Below are 17,443 nucleotides of genomic sequence, written 5' to 3'. Positions count from 1 at the left end.
GAAAGGAGTTTCCTGTATGAACATCGCAGAAGCGAAAAACCAGATCGCGGACACCGTCGAGGGATACCTTACCCGCGATGAAACCGGCGCCTACCTCATCGCGCCCGAAGCGCAGCGCCCCTTGTTCCTCCTCGGCGCACCCGGCATTGGGAAAACGGCTGTGGTCGGACAGGTTGCAAGAGAGCTCGGCATCGGACTCGTGTCGTATTCCATGACGCACCACACGCGGCAAAGCGCGCTCGGCCTGCCCTTCATCGTGCACAAACACTACGGCGACGAGGAGTTCGACGTCAGCGAGTACACGATGAGCGAAATCATCGCATCGATTTACGATTACCGCGAGGAAACGGGGCATGACCGGGGAATTCTTTTTCTTGACGAGATCAACTGCGTGTCCGAGACGCTCTATCCTTCAATGCTGCAGTTTCTGCAGTTCAAGACTTTCGGGCGACATAGGATTCCCGACGGATGGATTGTGGTGTGTGCGGGCAATCCGCCCGAGTTCAACCGATCGGTGTACGATTTCGACGTGGTGACCCTCGACCGACTGCGCAAGATCGCCGTCGAGCCCGACCTTGAAGCCTGGCGAGCCTATGCGCTCAAAACAGGTGTTCATCCTGCGATTTTGTCGTATCTCGAGGTGAAGCCCGACCACTTCTACTCCGTCGAATCAACACCCGATGGCAAGTCGTTCGTCACTGCGCGCGGCTGGGACGACCTGTCGCGCATCATCAAGCTCCGCGAGATGAAGGGCAAGCCGGTCGACCGCATCCTCGTCGATCAGTTCCTGCAAGACGACTCGATTGCCGAGCGATTCGCCCAATACTATCTGCTGTTCACAAAATACCGCTCCGACTATCAGATTTCGGCAATTCTTGCAGGTTGCGCCCCCGACGAGATAAAGGAGCGAGCGAGAGCGGCACGCTTCGACGAAAGGCTGGCGCTCGCACGTCTGATTCTCGACGCGCTCGATGCACACACCGGGGCAGTTGTCGAGACCGAACAGGTCGTGCGCGTGGTGCGCGATGCGATCAGGGAAATAAAGCCCGCGATCCTGAGCGGCGAAAACGCGCAGGACGCACTCGAGGGCGCGTCCTGCGCGCTCATACAGCGAGCGGCGCTCGATGAGAAAGCGGGGATCCCCGCAAAGAAGTTGCGCTCCTATCGACTCGGCGCAGCATGGCTTTCCGAGTTCGCGGGCGCATGCGAGAGCGAGCGAGCGCTTTCCGGGGAAACGGCTTTCTCCGTGATAGAGCGCGCCTATTCGACTCACGTGAAGGAGATGAAAGAGCAGTCCGAGGCATGTGCGCGGGAAATCGAGCGCGCATTCGGATTCATTAAGGGCACTTTCGGGAATGGGCGGGAAATGGTCGCCTTCGCTGCTGAGTTCGCCGCACGCGAGGGGACCTCGCAGTTCGCGAGTCGCTTCGGCAGCGACGCATACGCCGAACACGGGAAGGATGTTCTCGCCGCGAGCGGTCAATCCGACCTGGAGAAACGTCTCCAGGCAATCGACCTAGACGCACTCGCGAGCGCCGATGAGGAAGCGCGCAAGGCCGAAGCGTCCAAGAAATCATGCGGATGCGGAAGCTGCAATGGCTGCTGACCCCGGCAGAACGCGGACGAGGAACCATTCCCCGAGAACTCCGCGCTCAGGCAAAACGTGCGCTAGCGCTCGCAGATAAAACGAAGAGACGCGCCTCTTCATGCGGGGCACGTCTCTTCGCGAAAAGAACTATGAGCTACCGAGCTACTCGGCAGAAGGCGCCTTCTGCTTCTTCGCAGTGGCGACAATCGTCTTCACGCCCTTGACGGCCAGCACGATAGCCAGCACAAACAGCAGCACGGCGAGAATCGCCTGCAGCACCGGCGCGAGCGCGATGCCGCCCGTCATGATGGCGGTGACCTTCTGGTAGAAAGTGATGGCAAGCGAGGTCAACGTAGCGAGCAGCATAAACGCCATCGGCACGAAGAACATCTTGTTGTTGCGCCCGGCGTTTCCGAGCCACGCGCACACGGCGAGCAGGGCAAGGGCGGCGAGCAACTGGTTCGCAGCGCCGAACAGCGGCCAGATGATGGAGTAGCCCGTCATGCCCAAGACGATGCCGATGACCACGGTGATGATGGTCGCCACGTACGGGTTCGCCATGAACTTGTGCACGCCCGTGAGCTCCTCGGGCTTCTTGTCGACCGGCGTCCAGAGTTCCTGGAACATGTAGCGCGCAAGGCGCGTCGCCGTGTCGAGCGAGGTCAGGCAGAATGCGGAAACGGCAAGGATGAGCAGCGCATATGCGAGCCCTTGCACATCGGCGAGACCGGGGATGCAGGCGAGCATCTGCGAGAGACCGTCCGCGAAGACCGCCGTCGGGGACGCATATCCGCCAGCCGCGTACTTGCTCCACACGAAGCCGACGGCGCACAGCGAGATCACCGCGAGCACGCACTCGATGAGCATGCCGCCATAACCGATCGGCTGCGCCTGGCTTTCCTTGTCGAGCTGCTTAGACGTGGTGCCCGAAGCAACAAGGCTATGGAAGCCGGAGATTGCGCCGCACGCGATGGTAATGAACAGCGCCGGGAACAAAAAGCCCGTTGCGGCAGCCTTGTTCGTGATGGCCTTACCCGCCTCGTCGACGAGCGCCTGGCCAGTGGAAGCATCGAAAGCGGCGTTGGAGGCGACGAAGCCGGTGAACGCGGGAATCTGCAGGTCGGTCGCGGCGCCCATGATGCTCGCGCCCACGATGCCGATAATCGCCAAGATGATCATGCCGTAGAGCAGATAGCTCGACAGGTAATCGCGCGGCTGCAGGAGAATCCACACCGGGGCAACGGAGGCGACCAGGATGTAGACGCCCAGGATAATCATCCAGGTATCGTAGTTAAGCGAGATCGCGATGCCCATGAGCGGCAAGTTGTACCCGATGGCAACCATGATGATGATCAGGACGATTGCCGAGACGATGTTCACGGGGCCAGGGATGTTGCGGCCGCGCGTGATGAAGCCGTAGACGACGGCGACACCAATGAAGATGACCGAGATCATGGCCGTCTGCTCGTTGGCGAGGTTGGTCGCCGGGGCCGCCGAGGCGGAAACGACGAATGTGTTCGCAACGATGGAGGCGAACGCGGCAACGACCAGCAGCAACGTCAAGTACGCGAAGATGCAGAAGAGCTTCTTCGCCGTATTGTCGATGTTCTCCGCGACGACGACGGCGAGCGTCTGGCCCTTGTGGCGAAGCGAGGCGAACAGGGCGCCGAAATCGTGCATAGCGCCGAAGAAGATGCCGCCGATGAGCACCCACAAAAGCACGGGGACCCAGCCGAAGACTGCCGCCTGGATCGGGCCGTTGATCGGACCCGCGCCTGCGATCGACGAGAAGTGATGGCCGAGCACCACATAGGGCGGCGCCGGCACGTAATCCACACCGTCTTCCAACTCATGAGCCGGAGTCGGGCGCTTTGGATCGACTCCCCATTGCTTGGCAAGCCAGCCACCGTAGCACACATAGCCGATGACCAGGATGACCATAGCAACAAGGAAGATAATCAATGCGTTCATTGAAGGTTCCTTACGTATGTCTGAAGTGCGTTTACGCCAGGCGCAGATTAGCCTCGATTGTCGAAGCCACCTGCTTCCCAGCAGCGTTCGCATAGACGCAACGAGTTGAAAGGTCGGCTACGACCACGCGAAGATCTGCCCAACCGCGAAACCCGAGAGCGAAGTTCTTTCGAAACCGGACTCTTCGGACCGCGCGCCTCGCGCCTTCCGTGCAATCGTCGGCGATGACCACGATGGCAAGCCCTGACGACATGTGGTTTGGCTCGGACGTGACCTTCTCAAGGCCGCGCTCCTTCATGAACCGAACCCACTCATCGAGCTGAGCTTCGTCAAAAGTTTCCGCAAAGGCGAAAAAAAGATACTCATGAGAGTTTGCCTCCCACAGCTTTGCTCGTTTGACCAGCACATACTGTTCACCAAACGAATGAAACTCCGCAAAGCCGGGAAATGATTTCCCCGCGAACTCGTAATCCCGATGCACATCGAAGAATGCCTCATGTGCAGCGAGAATACGTTTCAGCACCAGTTGCTTTTCGTCCTGTGCCTTCTGGGCCTCGCCCGAAGACCGAAGGACTGGCTGTCCGTCCGATGCGGCGACATGTTCGGCCACCGCCCTTTCGGAGTTGTCCGACGAACCTGTCTGTTCGACCTGTTCGTCAGTGCCTTTGGCGTCTGATTGAACTGCTGAACCCACGCTCAAGAAACCCGAAAACCTTTCCACTTCGCACTCATCGCACCCCACATCTCAATGCGAACGGCTTATTTTATGTCCTACGTAACCGCTCGGAAACATAAAAATCGGTATTCTTTTGCGAATGCACAAAGATTTTTCCCAAAAAGAAAGCGCCTGGGGCGAAATCCACTCCCCAAGCGCTTGCATGACATGCTTGCTGCGTGCCAGCTGCGACCTTACGCGAGCTCACCCACGTCGGCGCGCCAGCTGAGGCCCGACAGTTACAGGCTGAAATCCTTCTCGCCGTTGAACACCGCGAGGGCGTCGGCCACGGAATAATCGGCCAGCGTGATGGCGCTGATAGCCTTCGTGAGGCGCACCGCCTCGTCGAGCGAACGCTGGTGAATGTTGCGGCCCGTTGCGTTTCCGCAGGCGCCGCCCACATGAATCTGATCGTAGAGCTGCGTCAGGAACGTCTTCGCGTCGACGGTCGAACCGCCTGCGCACACGAGACCCGTGCGGCCCGCAGCCATGGAAGCGACCTTCAGGGCCTCGGCGGGGGTGCGCGTATCGTCGCCTTCAGGCTTCGGCGGGTTCACCTTCACGAAGTCGGCGCCGAGGCAAAGCGCCACACCGGCAGCGCCCGCGATGAGGTCAGGGTCCTTCTCGGCGGCGACAGCCTTGCCGCGCGGGTAAATCCACAGCACGACGAGCAGGCCGTTCGCGTGCGCCTGCGCGATGAGCTCGCCGGCCTCGGCCATCATGGTGGACTCGTACTCGCTGCCCAGGTAGATGGTGTAGCCCAGGCCGACGATGTTCACACCCGCTTCGCGCATGGCGAGGATGGCGTCCAAATCGTAGAGCTGGGGCGAGTAGGGGTCGTCCTGCGAAGTCTTCACCAAGTTGGTCTTGGAGTTCATCTTCACGAGGTAGTTGATCTCGGGATAATCGGTGGCATACTGCGCGATGAGACCGCGCTGACCAGCAAGGACGCCGCACACGCCCTGACGGCCGATCTCGAAGAGATGCTCGGGCTCGGCGTCGGCCAGATCGATTCCCTCGCCGTAGAAGTCCTTGTTCAAATGCTCGATCTTCTGGTCGCATGCGAAGAGCATGAGTCGACCGGTTCCACGCGTGGCCTTCAGGTAATTGTCGATGTACTCCTCGCGGGACTCGGGCATGACGTCTGCGGGAACACGAACCTGATCACGGGTGATTTTCGGCATGTTGATCCTCCTTTTAGGATGCGATATAAGGCGCCGCGGCCGAAACATCGGCGATTCGTCAGGCGACGCACGGAAGATATTCTAGCAAAAGGGAGGCCTGCGCGCCGCACGCGTCGGCAAGCGATATGCGGCGCACGCGAAATCAGCCCAGGAACCGCTAGAACCATTCCTTCTTATTGAAAACGTAGACTTGCTCGAATTCCGTCTGCGATTTGGAAAGGTAGAGCACGCCCTCGACGATGGAGATGACCACCATGGCCAAGCCCGCGATCCCCAGAGAGAAAATGCTGCCCACGATAGTGACGGCGAGCATGATGAACCCCGGCGTGTTGTAGCCCAGATAGAACTTGTGGATGCCGAGGCTGCCGAGGAAGATGGCCAAAAGCCCCGCCGCCACATGGTCTTTCGTGTTTGGGGCGGCCTGCGCGTAGGGCTGCTGGTACGGCTGTCCGTAAGGCTGCTGCGTGTAGGGCCGGGAATAGGCCTGGTTGGCTTGCCAGGGGCCTTGCGACTGCTGGTAGGTTTGGCCATTTGCCTGCTGGTATGTTTGCCCCCAGACGGCACTCGCCTGCTGGGAGGGCTGGCTCCAAGCGTCGTGGCCCTGCTGGTAGGCCTGGCTCCAGGCGTCGTGGCCCTGCTGATTCGGCTGGCTCGCCCCACTCGGTTGGTTCGCGCCGTCTGGCTGGCTCGCCCCTCCCAGCTGGTCCGCCCCGCCGATTTCGCTTGATTCTTCGGGCTGAGCCCCCTGAGCCTGCTTCTCGCGCGCTATGCGAAGGCGTTCCTGCGCTTCTTTCAACGCAGCTTCGGCGGCGGCAATCTCGTCGTTCATGTTGTTGGTATCGCTCATGGGAAAACCTTTCGACCTGCGTCCTTTCATTCATAATAGCCGCAGGTAGACGCAACCCGCGATTGCGTTACGCGTCCGTTATCGAGCCGACACCTCGCGGAATACCAGCGCCGGCAAGCGCCACGCACTTGCCGGCCGAACCAACGTTATCGGTCGTTTTCGCCCTTATCGTGATGGAAGAGGTTCATGATCTTGTCACGGAAGACAATGGCGACGATGGCGATGACCGCGACGACCGCAAAGATGACAAGGCTTTGCGTAATGTTTCCGTCCACCAGGCCATTTGCCGCATAGGTCGAGATAACGATGCCCGGAATGCGGCCCACGTTCGACAGGACGAGGAAGTCGCGCATGCGCATATTCGTAAGCGGGACCAGATACGTGAAGGTGTCCTTCGGCATTGCGGGGATCAAGAACAGGATGAACACCACGATGGACAGCTTGCCACTTTCCTCGAAGGCGCGAAACTTGTCAAGGTATTTCGTGGGAACCATGTCCTGCACGAACGGCGCGCCCAAGCGATGAACCACTACGAACACAAACGCGCTCGAGATGATGCATCCGAGCAAGATGACCGCAGCGCCGAGCCAAGGGCCATACATCATGCCCGCCGCCATCTGAACGACCTCGCCGGGAATGAACGCCACGACGATCTGCATGAACTGCATAGCCAAAAGGATGAGGAATCCCAGAGGGCCCGCGTTGCGCACGTCGTCGATCACGCGGCTGAGCCCGCCCGGCTCGAAGACTTCGTGGATGTAGGGCCAAAGCAGGACCATGATTACCACCATGAGTGCCAAAAATGCGATAAGCCCGCCGAACCTGAAGATGTCGCCGCGCGTCATCTCGCGACCGCGGACCGTCGTGATTTCCTGCGCCTTCTCGCGCGCCGCTTCGCGACGCTCGCGAGCGCGCGCCTTCACCGTTTCGCGGCGCTCGCCTTCGCACTCGCGTTGAGGCATAGCTTTCCCCTGACCGCTCTTATCGTTCGATGAGGCTTTCACCTGCGGATTATTCAGGCTGATGGTCCCGTTGTTCACTTCTGAATCGCTTTCTGCATTGCTTTGCACACGTCTCACCTAGTCGTCACGACGAGCCTTGTCGAATTCTTCCTTGAACGCCGAGAACATGCCGCCAGCGGCCTTGAGCTGGCTGCCAACCGCGCGCCCGATTCCCTCCGACGCCGAATCTTGAGAAGCCCTTTTCGCCGGCTTCTTCTTCGGGGCCTCATCGGGGACGACCTCAGATGCGCCGTCTTCGGCGTCGTCGGCGGCGAGGGCTTCCTCGTCGGCCGCACGGTTCTTCTCGGGCTTGGGGCCGCGCGCCTTGTCGTACTCCTCTTTGAACTCGGAGAACATCCCCGTCGCCTTACCGATTTGCTTGCCGGTCGCGTAAGCTCCCTTGTTTACCGCGTCGCCGGCAACGTGCGCAGCTTCGCTGACCTTGGGCTTCACCTTGTCGACCGCGGTATGCGCCTTGTCCATGGCAACGGCGGTGGCGGCGCCCGCCTTCTCGGCAGCGCCCCCTTCGATCGCAACGTCAGCTGCCTCGTCCTTCACCAGGATGGCACCGAGAACGGGGTTCTCATCCGAGCCCTCGTATTCACCCGAGAGGGCGCATCCGATGCCGCGACGGAAGCCCAGCACAAGATCGCCCGGGACCGAGCGCGTGCCCAAAAGCGCGTTCGCCGTAGCCCCCGTATCGACCAAGAAAGACTCGACCTTGCCCGTCACCAGGCTGAACGTCACCACTCCGACGGTGCCAAGCGTTGCGCCCGACTCGGTGATCACCGGCATGCCGCCCCAGATGACGCAGTCGTCCAGGCGCACGTCGATCGCCTTGCAGGCCGCCTTGTCGCGCGTTTTCGCGTCGTCGGCAAGCACGACACGCCCGTCCTCGAATTCGAAGCCGTCGAGCGAGACGAACAAATCCTTGCGGTGGAACATCCAGAGCAGGTCGGGGCGCTTGACCATGATGCCGATACACCGGCGCTCCTTGGGGTGGTAGACGAACGCGCGCACTTTGCCGATGCGCTTCGACGCGTTCTTCCCGCCCATGACTCGAACGTTGTAGAATTCCTTGGTAGTGATGAGATTGCTTGCCATTTCGTCCCCGGAAAATCAGAGGGGCGCGCTGTGCGCAGTGGAAACCGCACACGAGCATTGCGCCCCTTTCACATGCGCTCTTGGTGCGAGCGCGTCGTCCTGCTGTTCGTTACGCCTGTTCGCCTTCGGAAGCACCCGCAGCTGGCGCCTCGCTCTGAGCGACCTCGACCGGAATCTCCTCGGAAGCTGCAGCCGCAGACTCTTCGGCGTTCTTGGCAACCTGCGCGGCGATGCGGGCGCGGGCGGCCTCAATCTTCTCGCGGAGGTCATCGGTGCTGTCGGGAGCAGGCTTCACGCCGCTTTTCACCTCTTGCACGCGGGAAGCGGCTGCGCCGTAGATTTCCTGCCCCTTCGAGGCGACGGCGGAAACGACGTTCTGGCCCTTGGCGACGGCGTCCTGCGCGAACGTTTGCGTGCGCGCTGCGGCGTCCGCACCAGCGACGTCTTCCACAACTTGCTGCGCGGTGGAGGCGGTTTGGGCTCCCAGTTCCTGAGCTTCGCCCCACACGGCGTTCGCCTTCTCGGCTACCATGTTGCGAGTCTCACTGCCCGTGCGCGGGGCGCACAGAAGCGCTGCGACTGCGCCGACAAGACCGCCTGCCAGAAAAACTCCGAGTTTGTTGCCCATAACGGCCTCCTTCAAGATGTTTTCTCGATGCGCTCATTATAGGTGCTTGCGAGACGACGCCGCCTAAAATCGCGACCCCTCCACTAATCGGTTGCCGTTTCGTTGAAGAGAAGGCGCGCTTTGGGTACAAGAAAGGCCCGCGAACGAGCCTTTCCCTAACGATTAACTTGTCACCAGCTTGTCTAGCAGAAGACGGCGCCGCGCTCTTTCGCGTTGTTGACCAGCTCGTTCAGCACAGCGGACAGGCTCAGCCCGCCCGCCTTGCAAGCCGCGGGGAACAGCGAGGTCTCCGTCATGCCCGGGGACACGTTCGTCTCCATCACGCGCGCCTGTGCGCCGTCCCAGATAAGGTCGATGCGGCCCAGGTCGCGAAGACCGTACGCACGATACACTTCCAAAACCGCGCGCTCAATTTCAGCACGGATCGCCTGGGCGTCGGCCTCGTTCGAGGAAAGCGACTCGTTGCGCACCGGCGCATAGTAGTCGACCAGACTCGCGTCCATGCGGGCAGCGGTATCGTAGAGCCCGCGTTTGGGAACGATCTCCACCGGGGGCAGCGCATGAGCGTCCCAACCGGTGCCGATGACGGAAACTGCCAGTTCAACGCCTTCGATCCACTGTTCGATGACCACGTGATCGTCGTAGGACAGCGCATCGAGGATCGCCTCGCCCAAGTGATCGATGTCGTCGACGCGGTGCACGCCCATCGCAGATCCGCCGTGCGCCGGCTTCACCGCCACGGGGTAACCGCCGTGAACGCGTTCCTCCACCAAATCGAGCGCCGTCGCGGCACCCATGTCCTTGAAGGCGTCGCGCGCGATGCAGATGCCCTGCGGCCACGAGGCGACCGCCGGTTCGTCGGTGAGCTCGCGATATGCCTCCATCGTCGCGTGCAGCGAGTCCTTGTTCTGGGCGCGGCGGCACACGAGCGCGTCGGAGCCGACATAGGGAATACCCAAAAGCTCAAGCAGGCTTTGGATGGAGCCGTCTTCGCCATGCTTGCCGTGAAGCGCGCTGTAGCACACGTCGGGGCGCTCGCTGCGCAGCGTCGGAACGAGCTCGCGCGTCGTGTCGAGCGGAACGACCTTATGCCCCGCCTCCTCGAGTGCAGCGCACACATTCTTGCCGCTGGCCAGCGAAAACTCTCGTTCGAACGAGGTTCCGCCCATCAAAACTGCAACTTTGAGACCCATGTTCTTCCCTTTCGATAGCGCCGCTCGCCCACGGCGCGGAGTGTTTGCCGCTATTCTTCCGGAACCTTGATGGCGCCCGCATCGATGAACGCGCGATAGAGCTCCAAGCGCTCCTCGATCACTTTCGCTAGGCGACGAATCGCCTCCGTGATGTTCTCGGGCGTCTCGTAGCTGAAGTTCAGGCGCATGCAGTTTCTGCCCGTCACTCCGTCGACGTAGAAGCTGTCGCCCGGGCAGAACGTCACGCCCGCTTCGAGCGCGTCGGCGAGCATGCTGCCCGTGTCCACGTACTTCGGCAGCGTGACCCACAAAAAGAAGCCGCCCTCCGGATGCGTCCACGACGCCTCGGGCGGGAAGTACTCCTCAAGCGCAGCGAGCATGGCGTCACGCCGCTCACCGTAGGTCTTGATGAACTTCTGCAGCGTACGCTGCCACGGCGTGTCCGTGAAGTAATGCTCAACCACGACCTGGTCAAACGTCGAACCGCACAGATCGGCACCCTGCTTCACCAGGCTGATGCGCGCGAGCACGTCGGCAGGCGCGCAGATCCAGCCGATGCGAAGGCCCGGTGCGAAGATCTTCGAGATGGTGCCCAGGTAGATAACGCGATCGTCCTGCGCCTTCAGCGGAACCATGTGCCCGCCCTCGTAGCGCAAACGGCCGTAGGGGTCGTCCTCGATGATCATGAAGTCGTACTCATGCGAAAGCTCGATAAGGCGCTTGCGGCGCTCGCCCGTCATGGTGACGCCGCCGGGGTTCTGGAAGTTGGGAATGGTGTAGAGCATCTTCAAGCGCTTGTTGCCCTTGCCGATGCGCTTGAGCTCCTCTTCCAGCAAATCCATGCGCATGCCCTCGTCGTCGAAGGGCACGGAGTGAATCTCGGGCTCGTAGGCGTTGAACGCGGAAAGCGCCGTTAAGTAGGTGGGGCCTTCCACCAAAACGATGTCGCCCTTGTCGAGAAACGTCTCGCCGAGCAGGTTCAATGCCTGCTGGGCGCCGGACGTGAGCAGCATTTCCTCGGGCTTCACGCGGACGCCGATGTCGCGCATGATGTCGCAAAGCGCCTGACGGGTTTCCAGCCGGCCGTTCGTCGAGCCGTACTGCAGGGCAACGGCGCGCTCGTCGGTGATGGCGGCGTGCACCGCCTTCTGGATGGCGCGCTGCGGAAGGAGCGACACGTCGGGCATGCCGCCGGAAAGCGAAATGATATCCGGGCGAACCGCCGCCGCGAAAAGGTCGCGCACGGCGCTTGAGCGCAGATTCCGCACGCGGTCGGCGATCTTGTCGCTCGTTTGGTCGAATTTCATGTGTGCCGTAGTCATGATGCTTAGAGTACCACCGCCTCGTTAATCGCGCAGAGGGCATCCTTAAAAGCACGCAGGGCCACCAAATCGTCCGTGAAATTTACTTCCACGCGCGCGAGGCCTCGCTGCTCATCGAGCCACTGCGTCGTTCCGACGTACGTAAAGCTTTGTGACAGAGTACCGCTTTTCTCGGCCGCCACCTGCAAATCGATGACGAGGTGCTCAAGCAAGTGGGGCAACGGCGTATGATCGATCACCGCGCCGAAGGTGGGGCCCTCGTCGTTCACGCATGCATGGCGCACCAGGTTGGGAAACCGCGCGCAGATGCGCGAGGCGAGCTCGGGCGTCGTTGTGCGGAATCCGGCGGCGACGTCGATGTTCGCCTCGATTCGCCGTGGGCGCACGCAGATGCGCGAGGCGCGGATGACCTCCATCACGCGCCCTGGGACGCGGCCGACCGGGACGCGGCGCCCTGGGACGCAGCCGCCTGGGATGCGCCCTCCGACGACGAGTCCTGTGGCGTGCGGGTGAGGACCATGGTCGAATCGCCCGAAAGCTCGGGGCTCGCCTGTTCCCCCTGGATGGCGCGGCCGAGAGCGGCAATCGTCCAAGAGATGTCCTCGGAGAGCGAATTTCCCCAGGTAGATTCCCCATCACGCAAGGCAAGCGTCTGCCTGTCGAGCGAGAAGCGATAGCGCGCCTCGCCTTCCATGTTGCCAAAAGAAAGCGAAAGCGTCTTCGCGCCCTCGTCGATCGTGCAGGAATAAGTGACGTCGTCGGCGAGCTTGATGCCGTCGGCCGTGACCTCAACCGTCTTCTGCGTGCCGGCGATGTACCACGTGCCCTGGATATCCTGCGCGTCGTTCGCGAACGTCCAGCGCCAACAGGAGAAGGCGACGACGATGGCAACCACGACGAGCACCACGGCGCCAGCAACGACGAAAGGCCACTTCCTGCGCTTTTTCGCGGAAGAAGGGCGGGGGGCGCCCCCGCGATCACGCGACGATGCGCCCCCCGTGCGCGCGGACGGCCGAGCGCCCGCGCGTTGTTGATTGCGAGAATCCACGCTCGTTATTCCACCGGCTTGATGACGTCGGTGCCCATGTAGGGAACGAGAACGTCAGGCACCTTGATAGTGCCGTCCGCCTGCTGGTAGTTCTCCAGGATGGCGGCCATAGTGCGGCCCGCGGGCAGGCCGGAGCCGTTGAGCGTGTGCAGGTAGCGCGAGCCCTTGAAGTTCGCTGGGTCGCGGTACTTGATGTTGGCGCGGCGCGCCTGGAAGTCGCCGCAGTTCGAGCAGCTGGAAATCTCCTTATAGCCGTTGTAGCTGGGCAGCCATACCTCAACGTCGTAGGTCTGGCGCGCGGAGAAGCCCAGGTCGCCCGTGCACAGCGAGATGACGCGGTACGGAAGGCCGAGCTGCTGGAGCAGGTATTCCGCCTCGGCGGTCATGCTCTCGAGCTGGTTGTCGGAGTCCTCCGGCGTGGCGAACTTCACCATTTCCACCTTGTCGAACTCGTGCTGGCGGATGATGCCGCGCGTGTCGCGGCCCGCCGAGCCCGCCTCTTCGCGGAAGCACGGGGTGAACGCGGTGTACCAGCGCGGCAGCGTGTCGGCGTCGAGTACCTCGCCCGCGTGCAGGTTCGTGAGCGTGACCTCGGCGGTCGGGATGAGGAACATGTCGCCCGACACGTGGTAGGCGTCGTCTTCGAACTTGGGCAGCTGGCCGGTGCCCACCATGGTCTCGCGCTTCACGATCACAGGCGGCCACCATTCCTTGAAGCCGCGGGAGGTGTGCGTGTCGAGGAAGTAGTTGATGAGCGCGCGCTCGAGGCGTGCACCTGCGCCACCGAGCACGGTGAAACGGCTGCCGGAGATCTTGTTGCCGCGCTCGAAATCGAGGATGTCGAGGTCGGTGCCGAGGTCCCAGTGGGGCTTGGGCTCGAAGCCCTCGGCCGCGAAGTCGCGCGGGGTGCCCCAACGACGGCGCTCGGGGTTCTCGGTCTCGTCCTTGCCGACGGGCGTTGCGGCGCAGGGGATGTTGGGCACATGCAGCATGAGGTCGGTGAGCTCGGCGTCGATGGCCTCACGCTTCGCGGAGATCTCGTCGAGCTCCTCGTTGATGGCACGGACACGCTCCTTGGCGGCCTCGGCCTCTTCCTTCTTGCCCTCGCGCATCATCTCGCCGATGGACTTCGATGCGGTGTTGCGCTCCTGCTGCAGCGCCTCTTCCTTCACGATGGCGGCGCGACGGCTCTCATCGAGGCTTGAGAAGCGCTCCGCATCCCATGAAGCGTTGCGGTTCCTCATCGCCTCGGCGACTGCTTCTTGGTTTTCGCGGACGAACTTGATGTCTAACATGAGACGCGCTCCTTCTTGCCTTCGGGCCGTCGCTGCGCACACCTCGCGCGCAGCCTTGTTTTACACGGTCGAACCAGTATAGCGCAGCGAAAACCTCAGGGGCCCGCATGCCCAAGCCTTCACGCGAAACGAAGACGCGAGCGGAGCGAAACACGCGTTGTTTTGTTCAGTATGCTGGACAGATTCCCTTGCATTTTGTTCAGTACGCTGGACAGATGCTCCTCCGTCATCGGCACCCGACAGCTTACGCAAGAAGCCTAACAAGCGCGATTAATTGCCCAGACCTTCCCCGAACGTGGAATCTTCGCGCGAGGTGTGCGCGGTATACTGGTTCACGTTATGCTTATGCGGTTGCGGCAACGAGCCGCAGCACGCCACCTCCGAAGAAGCAACGAGGCCAACATGGATATTACCGAGCTGTACCATTTTCTTTTCGAGACGCCTGAAGGTGTCGGATGCCTGGTCGGCATCTGCCTGGTGCTGAGCCTGATCGTCTGCGTAATCATGGAGCGCCGCACACGCAAGCGTTTCGCGGACCGTCCGAAGGGCGAGGACGATTGGTCGATCTTCGACGATGACGACGAGGATGACGAGGAAAAGGAAGACTAGCATCATGACAAGCGCGAACGACCTGCATCTCTACGAGCGCCGCGGCGACTACATCCCGCGCGTCGCCGCAGTCCACGACCTGTGCGGGTACGGGAAATGCTCGCTCGGCGTGGCGATTCCCGTGCTTTCCGCCGCCGGCTGCGACGTGTGTCCCGTGCCGACGGGGCTGTTCTCCAGCCACACCGCCTTCCCCGGCTGGTACATGCACGACACGACGAGCATCATGGAAGATTACACGAACGCGTGGAAGGGCATCGGGGTCGAGATCGACGCTGTGTACTCCGGCTTTTTGGGCGCGCCCGAACAGGTCGATCGCATTCGCGATCTGTACGCCACCTACCCGAACGCGCTGCGCGTGGTCGATCCCGTCATGGCCGACCATGGCAAGGTTTATCCCACCTACACGCCCGAGCTGTGCGACGCGATGGCCGAACTTGCCGCCGGCGCCGACATCTTGACGCCGAATCTTACCGAAGCCGCCATCATCTTGGGCGAGCCCATCGGCGACGACTGGTGCGGAACCGACATCTCCGATGCCGAGGCGGCGCGCATGATCGATGCGCTCGTGGCGAAGGGCGCCAAGCACGTGGTGCTCAAGGGAATCCAGCGCGAGGGCGAGAGCGTCATCCGCAACTTCGTGGGCGGCGTGGACTGCGACATGTTCGAGGCCGCGAACGAGTACCTTCCCTACATGCTGCACGGCACGGGCGATTTGTACTGCTCCTGTCTGATGGCGGCCGTCATGGCTGGTCGCAGCCTGCACGACGCCGTCGTGTTCGCGGGCGACTTCACGCACGACGCGATGATCGTGTCGGCCAAGCAGCCTGACTTCAAGAACCGCGGCGTAAGCTTCGAGCCGCTTCTGGGAAAGGTCGCCGAACTTTTAGGGTAGAAGCGAGCGGCTTACTGCCTGATTTTGTCGGGAATGCCCACGGCGGCGAGCACGATGCCCACAAGGCCGGGGACAATCGAGCCGACAAGCGCCATCGTGCTCGGCGGCGTCCACGACTCGGGATTCGCCAGCCATGCGGCGCCGCATACGCCGAGCACGAGGATGACGGCTCCCGCGGACGCGGCCGCGACATCGACCTTGCGCGACATCCCCCAACGGGAAAGCGCGCTCATTGCCACCGCCGCGACAACCCAGCTCGCGAACACGCACCACGTGCCCGGCTTCAGCAGCATGCCGCCCAGTCGCGCCTGCGTCTGCGCGCCGATCCCCGTGCTCGAAAGCACCGCCGACGCCACCGCATCGGGGTCGACAACGGCGTTGCTTCCCGCCGAAGCCGCGCCCGACATCGATGCGTAATCCCAGTACATCGACGCATTCCAATCAATCATGCCTGACGTTCCCAAGCTGCCGAGAGCAATCGCGCAAAGCCCGGCGAATGCCGCCGTTCCCGCTGCGCGGGCAACCGAGACGATAAGGCTTCCCGCGACCACCGGCGAGAGCGGCGCGAAGCCGACCGCCCCCGAAAGCGGAGCCAAGAAAGCGGCGACCGCCGGGGCATCGGAGCCGCGCGCGGCAAACCACCACCACGCGACGGTGCCGAGGAAGAGAAGGATCCCGGGCGCGTACGCCCCATTCGCCGTAAGGGACACGCCTAGAGCGGCGAACGACGCAAGCGCCCCGACATGGGGTTTTACCGCCGCAAGCACGCACACCACCGCAAGCAAGCCCCAAAACACCGGGTTCGAGAACACCCCAGGGCCAAACGCGGGGAAGTTGGCGAACGCGACTGTCCCCACCAAAGCCGCCGCGGCAACGGAAAGCACGCGCGCGGCCACCGCCATAACGCGCGGCGTCAAGCGCTCGATGAGGGGGACACGCGGTGCACGTGGCTCGAACTCGCCCTCGCCCGCTTCGTCTTCCCTTTCCTCGTTCACACCGCTGACCAGGCGAGACAACTCCTTTTTACCCGTCTTTACATCGCCCAAGTAGGGCATGAGCTCCTCGTCGAAATCGCGCACCGTGGCGTAGCGCTCCGCCGGATCGGGGTCGAGCGCGTAGAACATCACGTCGTCGATGCCCTCTTCCACGTCGTCCCAGCACAGCGAGGGAAGCACGAGCTCGGCGTTTTCAATCGCCGCCGCGGCGCGGGGCAAATCGCGCGCGAAGAAGGGATTGTCTCCCACAAGCATCTCGTAGGTCAGGCTCGCGAGCGCCCATTCGTCGCAGCGGGCGTCGAGCGCCTCGGATCGCATCTGCTCGGGCGGCATGTAGCCGATCGTGCCGCCGCCTGCACGCCCCGTGCCGTTGGCATCGGCGAGGGTCGCAAGGCCGAAGTCGGTCACCTTCACTTCTCCCTGACGGTTGATCAGCACGTTTGCGGGCTTGATATCGAGATGCAGCACGTTGTGGGAATGCGCGACCTCGAGCGCATGCGCGATGCTCGAGAAGACGTGCGCCACCACGTCGAGCGTGAGGTCGCCGTCGTGTTCGCGCAAGAACCGCTCGAGCGTCGTCCCTTCCACATACTCCATGATGAGGTACGCCATGGAGTCTTTGACCTCGAAGTTGTACACCGTGACGATGTTCGCGTCGCTGAACTGGGCAATCGCCCGAGCTTCCGCGAGACCGGGGATGTCGGAAGCGAATTCGTCGGAAGAGCCCAAGTCTTCGGGAACGTCTTCCCAAGGGGGAATGTCCTCAAGGCGAACAACCTGCGTTGGCGCCGATGGCGCGGCATCACCTTCGGCCCGCGCATGACGTGCCGCCTTCGGCTGCTCGGCAGGCGCGACCCGGCTTAAGGAGTCAGGCGGCGCCTTCGGCAGCTCGATGCACTTGATGGCGACCTTGCGGCGCATCTGCGTATCCCACGCGACCTGCACCGTCGCGAAGCCACCCGCGCCGGCTTCCGACATCGGGCGATAACGATCAAGTATGAGCTGTTTGCCTGCCATGTAACTCCGAGTCCATTTGAGCTGCGTTTGCTAT

At 62.2% G+C, this 17,443-nt stretch carries 16 protein-coding genes; 3 read left to right on the top strand and 13 right to left on the bottom strand.

Annotated elements, in window-relative coordinates:
* The first annotated feature begins 16 nt into the window (after nt 1–16).
* Nucleotides 17–1,606: a MoxR family ATPase gene (locus tag Q0I65_RS02605; protein WP_296059465.1), complete on the top strand. Its 1,590-nt coding sequence runs from the start codon at nt 17–19 to the stop codon at nt 1,604–1,606.
* Between the two features lie 144 nt (nt 1,607–1,750).
* Here the strand turns inward: Q0I65_RS02605 and Q0I65_RS02600 are convergent, their stop codons facing one another.
* The 12 genes from Q0I65_RS02600 to serS form a co-directional block, all read right to left on the bottom strand.
* A complete protein-coding gene (locus tag Q0I65_RS02600) occupies nt 1,751–3,559 on the bottom strand; it encodes a carbon starvation CstA family protein (RefSeq protein WP_296059461.1) in 1,809 nt (602 codons plus the stop codon).
* A 31-nt stretch (nt 3,560–3,590) separates the two neighbouring features.
* Nucleotides 3,591–4,259, bottom strand: a complete 669-nt coding sequence (locus tag Q0I65_RS02595; RefSeq protein ID WP_296059458.1) for a hypothetical protein — start codon at nt 4,257–4,259, stop codon at nt 3,591–3,593.
* Between the two features lie 254 nt (nt 4,260–4,513).
* Nucleotides 4,514–5,458: an aldolase gene (locus Q0I65_RS02590; RefSeq protein WP_296059456.1), complete on the bottom strand. Its 945-nt coding sequence runs from the start codon at nt 5,456–5,458 to the stop codon at nt 4,514–4,516.
* A gap of 157 nt (nt 5,459–5,615) precedes the next feature.
* A complete protein-coding gene (locus Q0I65_RS02585) occupies nt 5,616–6,305 on the bottom strand; it encodes a TM2 domain-containing protein (RefSeq protein ID WP_296059453.1) in 690 nt (229 codons plus the stop codon).
* A gap of 146 nt (nt 6,306–6,451) precedes the next feature.
* On the bottom strand, nt 6,452–7,345 hold the full coding sequence (locus Q0I65_RS02580) for a TVP38/TMEM64 family protein (protein ID WP_296059450.1): 894 nt from the start codon (nt 7,343–7,345) through the stop codon (nt 6,452–6,454).
* Between the two features lie 39 nt (nt 7,346–7,384).
* Entirely contained in the window at nt 7,385–8,410 is a 1,026-nt protein-coding gene (locus tag Q0I65_RS02575; RefSeq protein ID WP_296059449.1) for a PRC-barrel domain protein, read from the bottom strand.
* A 109-nt stretch (nt 8,411–8,519) separates the two neighbouring features.
* Nucleotides 8,520–9,038 (bottom strand): YtxH domain-containing protein, encoded by a 519-nt coding sequence (locus tag Q0I65_RS02570; RefSeq protein WP_296059447.1) that lies wholly within the window; start codon nt 9,036–9,038, stop codon nt 8,520–8,522.
* 182 nt (nt 9,039–9,220) lie between these two features.
* Nucleotides 9,221–10,231, bottom strand: a complete 1,011-nt coding sequence (locus tag Q0I65_RS02565; protein WP_296059444.1) for a D-alanine--D-alanine ligase — start codon at nt 10,229–10,231, stop codon at nt 9,221–9,223.
* Between the two features lie 50 nt (nt 10,232–10,281).
* Complete coding sequence (locus tag Q0I65_RS02560; protein WP_296059441.1) at nt 10,282–11,538, bottom strand: PLP-dependent aminotransferase family protein; 1,257 nt, start codon at nt 11,536–11,538, stop codon at nt 10,282–10,284.
* 20 nt (nt 11,539–11,558) lie between these two features.
* Nucleotides 11,559–11,969, bottom strand: a complete 411-nt coding sequence (locus tag Q0I65_RS02555; RefSeq protein WP_296059438.1) for a hypothetical protein — start codon at nt 11,967–11,969, stop codon at nt 11,559–11,561.
* Entirely contained in the window at nt 11,969–12,601 is a 633-nt protein-coding gene (locus Q0I65_RS02550) for a hypothetical protein (protein ID WP_296059431.1), read from the bottom strand. The genes Q0I65_RS02555 and Q0I65_RS02550 overlap by 1 nt, the downstream gene beginning before the upstream one ends.
* A 5-nt stretch (nt 12,602–12,606) precedes the next feature.
* Nucleotides 12,607–13,896, bottom strand: a complete 1,290-nt coding sequence (gene serS, locus Q0I65_RS02545) for a serine--tRNA ligase (RefSeq protein WP_296059429.1) — start codon at nt 13,894–13,896, stop codon at nt 12,607–12,609.
* Between the two features lie 402 nt (nt 13,897–14,298).
* Between serS and Q0I65_RS02540 the strand changes: the two genes are divergently transcribed.
* Nucleotides 14,299–14,505, top strand: a complete 207-nt coding sequence (locus Q0I65_RS02540; RefSeq protein ID WP_296059426.1) for a DUF6724 family protein — start codon at nt 14,299–14,301, stop codon at nt 14,503–14,505.
* A gap of 4 nt (nt 14,506–14,509) precedes the next feature.
* A complete protein-coding gene (locus tag Q0I65_RS02535; protein ID WP_296059424.1) occupies nt 14,510–15,397 on the top strand; it encodes a PfkB family carbohydrate kinase in 888 nt (295 codons plus the stop codon).
* Nucleotides 15,398–15,408: 11 nt separating this feature from the next.
* Here Q0I65_RS02535 and Q0I65_RS02530 read toward each other — a convergent pair whose 3' ends face one another.
* Nucleotides 15,409–17,409, bottom strand: coding sequence for a serine/threonine-protein kinase (locus tag Q0I65_RS02530; RefSeq protein ID WP_296059421.1), 2,001 nt, complete (start codon nt 17,407–17,409; stop codon nt 15,409–15,411).
* Nucleotides 17,410–17,443: the final 34 nt, after the last annotated feature.

This window comes from uncultured Ellagibacter sp. (assembly GCF_934643285.1).
Classification (GTDB): Bacteria; Actinomycetota; Coriobacteriia; order Coriobacteriales; family Eggerthellaceae; genus Ellagibacter.
Note: the sequence above shows the minus strand (reverse complement) of the source record. Positions and strands in the feature narration are given on the sequence as shown.

What these genes read in the sequence shown, in the direction of transcription:
- Q0I65_RS02575 (WP_296059449.1), bottom strand. Translation starts at nt 8,410, where the DNA reads ATGGCAAGCAATCTCATCACTACCAAGGAATTCTACAACGTTCGAGTC.
- Q0I65_RS02535 (WP_296059424.1), top strand. Translation starts at nt 14,510, where the DNA reads ATGACAAGCGCGAACGACCTGCATCTCTACGAGCGCCGCGGCGACTAC.
- Q0I65_RS02585 (WP_296059453.1), bottom strand. Translation starts at nt 6,305, where the DNA reads ATGAGCGATACCAACAACATGAACGACGAGATTGCCGCCGCCGAAGCT.
- Q0I65_RS02560 (WP_296059441.1), bottom strand. Translation starts at nt 11,538, where the DNA reads ATGAAATTCGACCAAACGAGCGACAAGATCGCCGACCGCGTGCGGAAT.
- Q0I65_RS02540 (WP_296059426.1), top strand. Translation starts at nt 14,299, where the DNA reads ATGGATATTACCGAGCTGTACCATTTTCTTTTCGAGACGCCTGAAGGT.
- Q0I65_RS02570 (WP_296059447.1), bottom strand. Translation starts at nt 9,038, where the DNA reads ATGGGCAACAAACTCGGAGTTTTTCTGGCAGGCGGTCTTGTCGGCGCA.
- Q0I65_RS02530 (WP_296059421.1), bottom strand. Translation starts at nt 17,409, where the DNA reads ATGGCAGGCAAACAGCTCATACTTGATCGTTATCGCCCGATGTCGGAA.
- serS (WP_296059429.1), bottom strand. Translation starts at nt 13,896, where the DNA reads ATGTTAGACATCAAGTTCGTCCGCGAAAACCAAGAAGCAGTCGCCGAG.
- Q0I65_RS02605 (WP_296059465.1), top strand. Translation starts at nt 17, where the DNA reads ATGAACATCGCAGAAGCGAAAAACCAGATCGCGGACACCGTCGAGGGA.
- Q0I65_RS02565 (WP_296059444.1), bottom strand. Translation starts at nt 10,231, where the DNA reads ATGGGTCTCAAAGTTGCAGTTTTGATGGGCGGAACCTCGTTCGAACGA.
- Q0I65_RS02590 (WP_296059456.1), bottom strand. Translation starts at nt 5,458, where the DNA reads ATGCCGAAAATCACCCGTGATCAGGTTCGTGTTCCCGCAGACGTCATG.
- Q0I65_RS02555 (WP_296059438.1), bottom strand. Translation starts at nt 11,969, where the DNA reads ATGGAGGTCATCCGCGCCTCGCGCATCTGCGTGCGCCCACGGCGAATC.
- Q0I65_RS02600 (WP_296059461.1), bottom strand. Translation starts at nt 3,559, where the DNA reads ATGAACGCATTGATTATCTTCCTTGTTGCTATGGTCATCCTGGTCATC.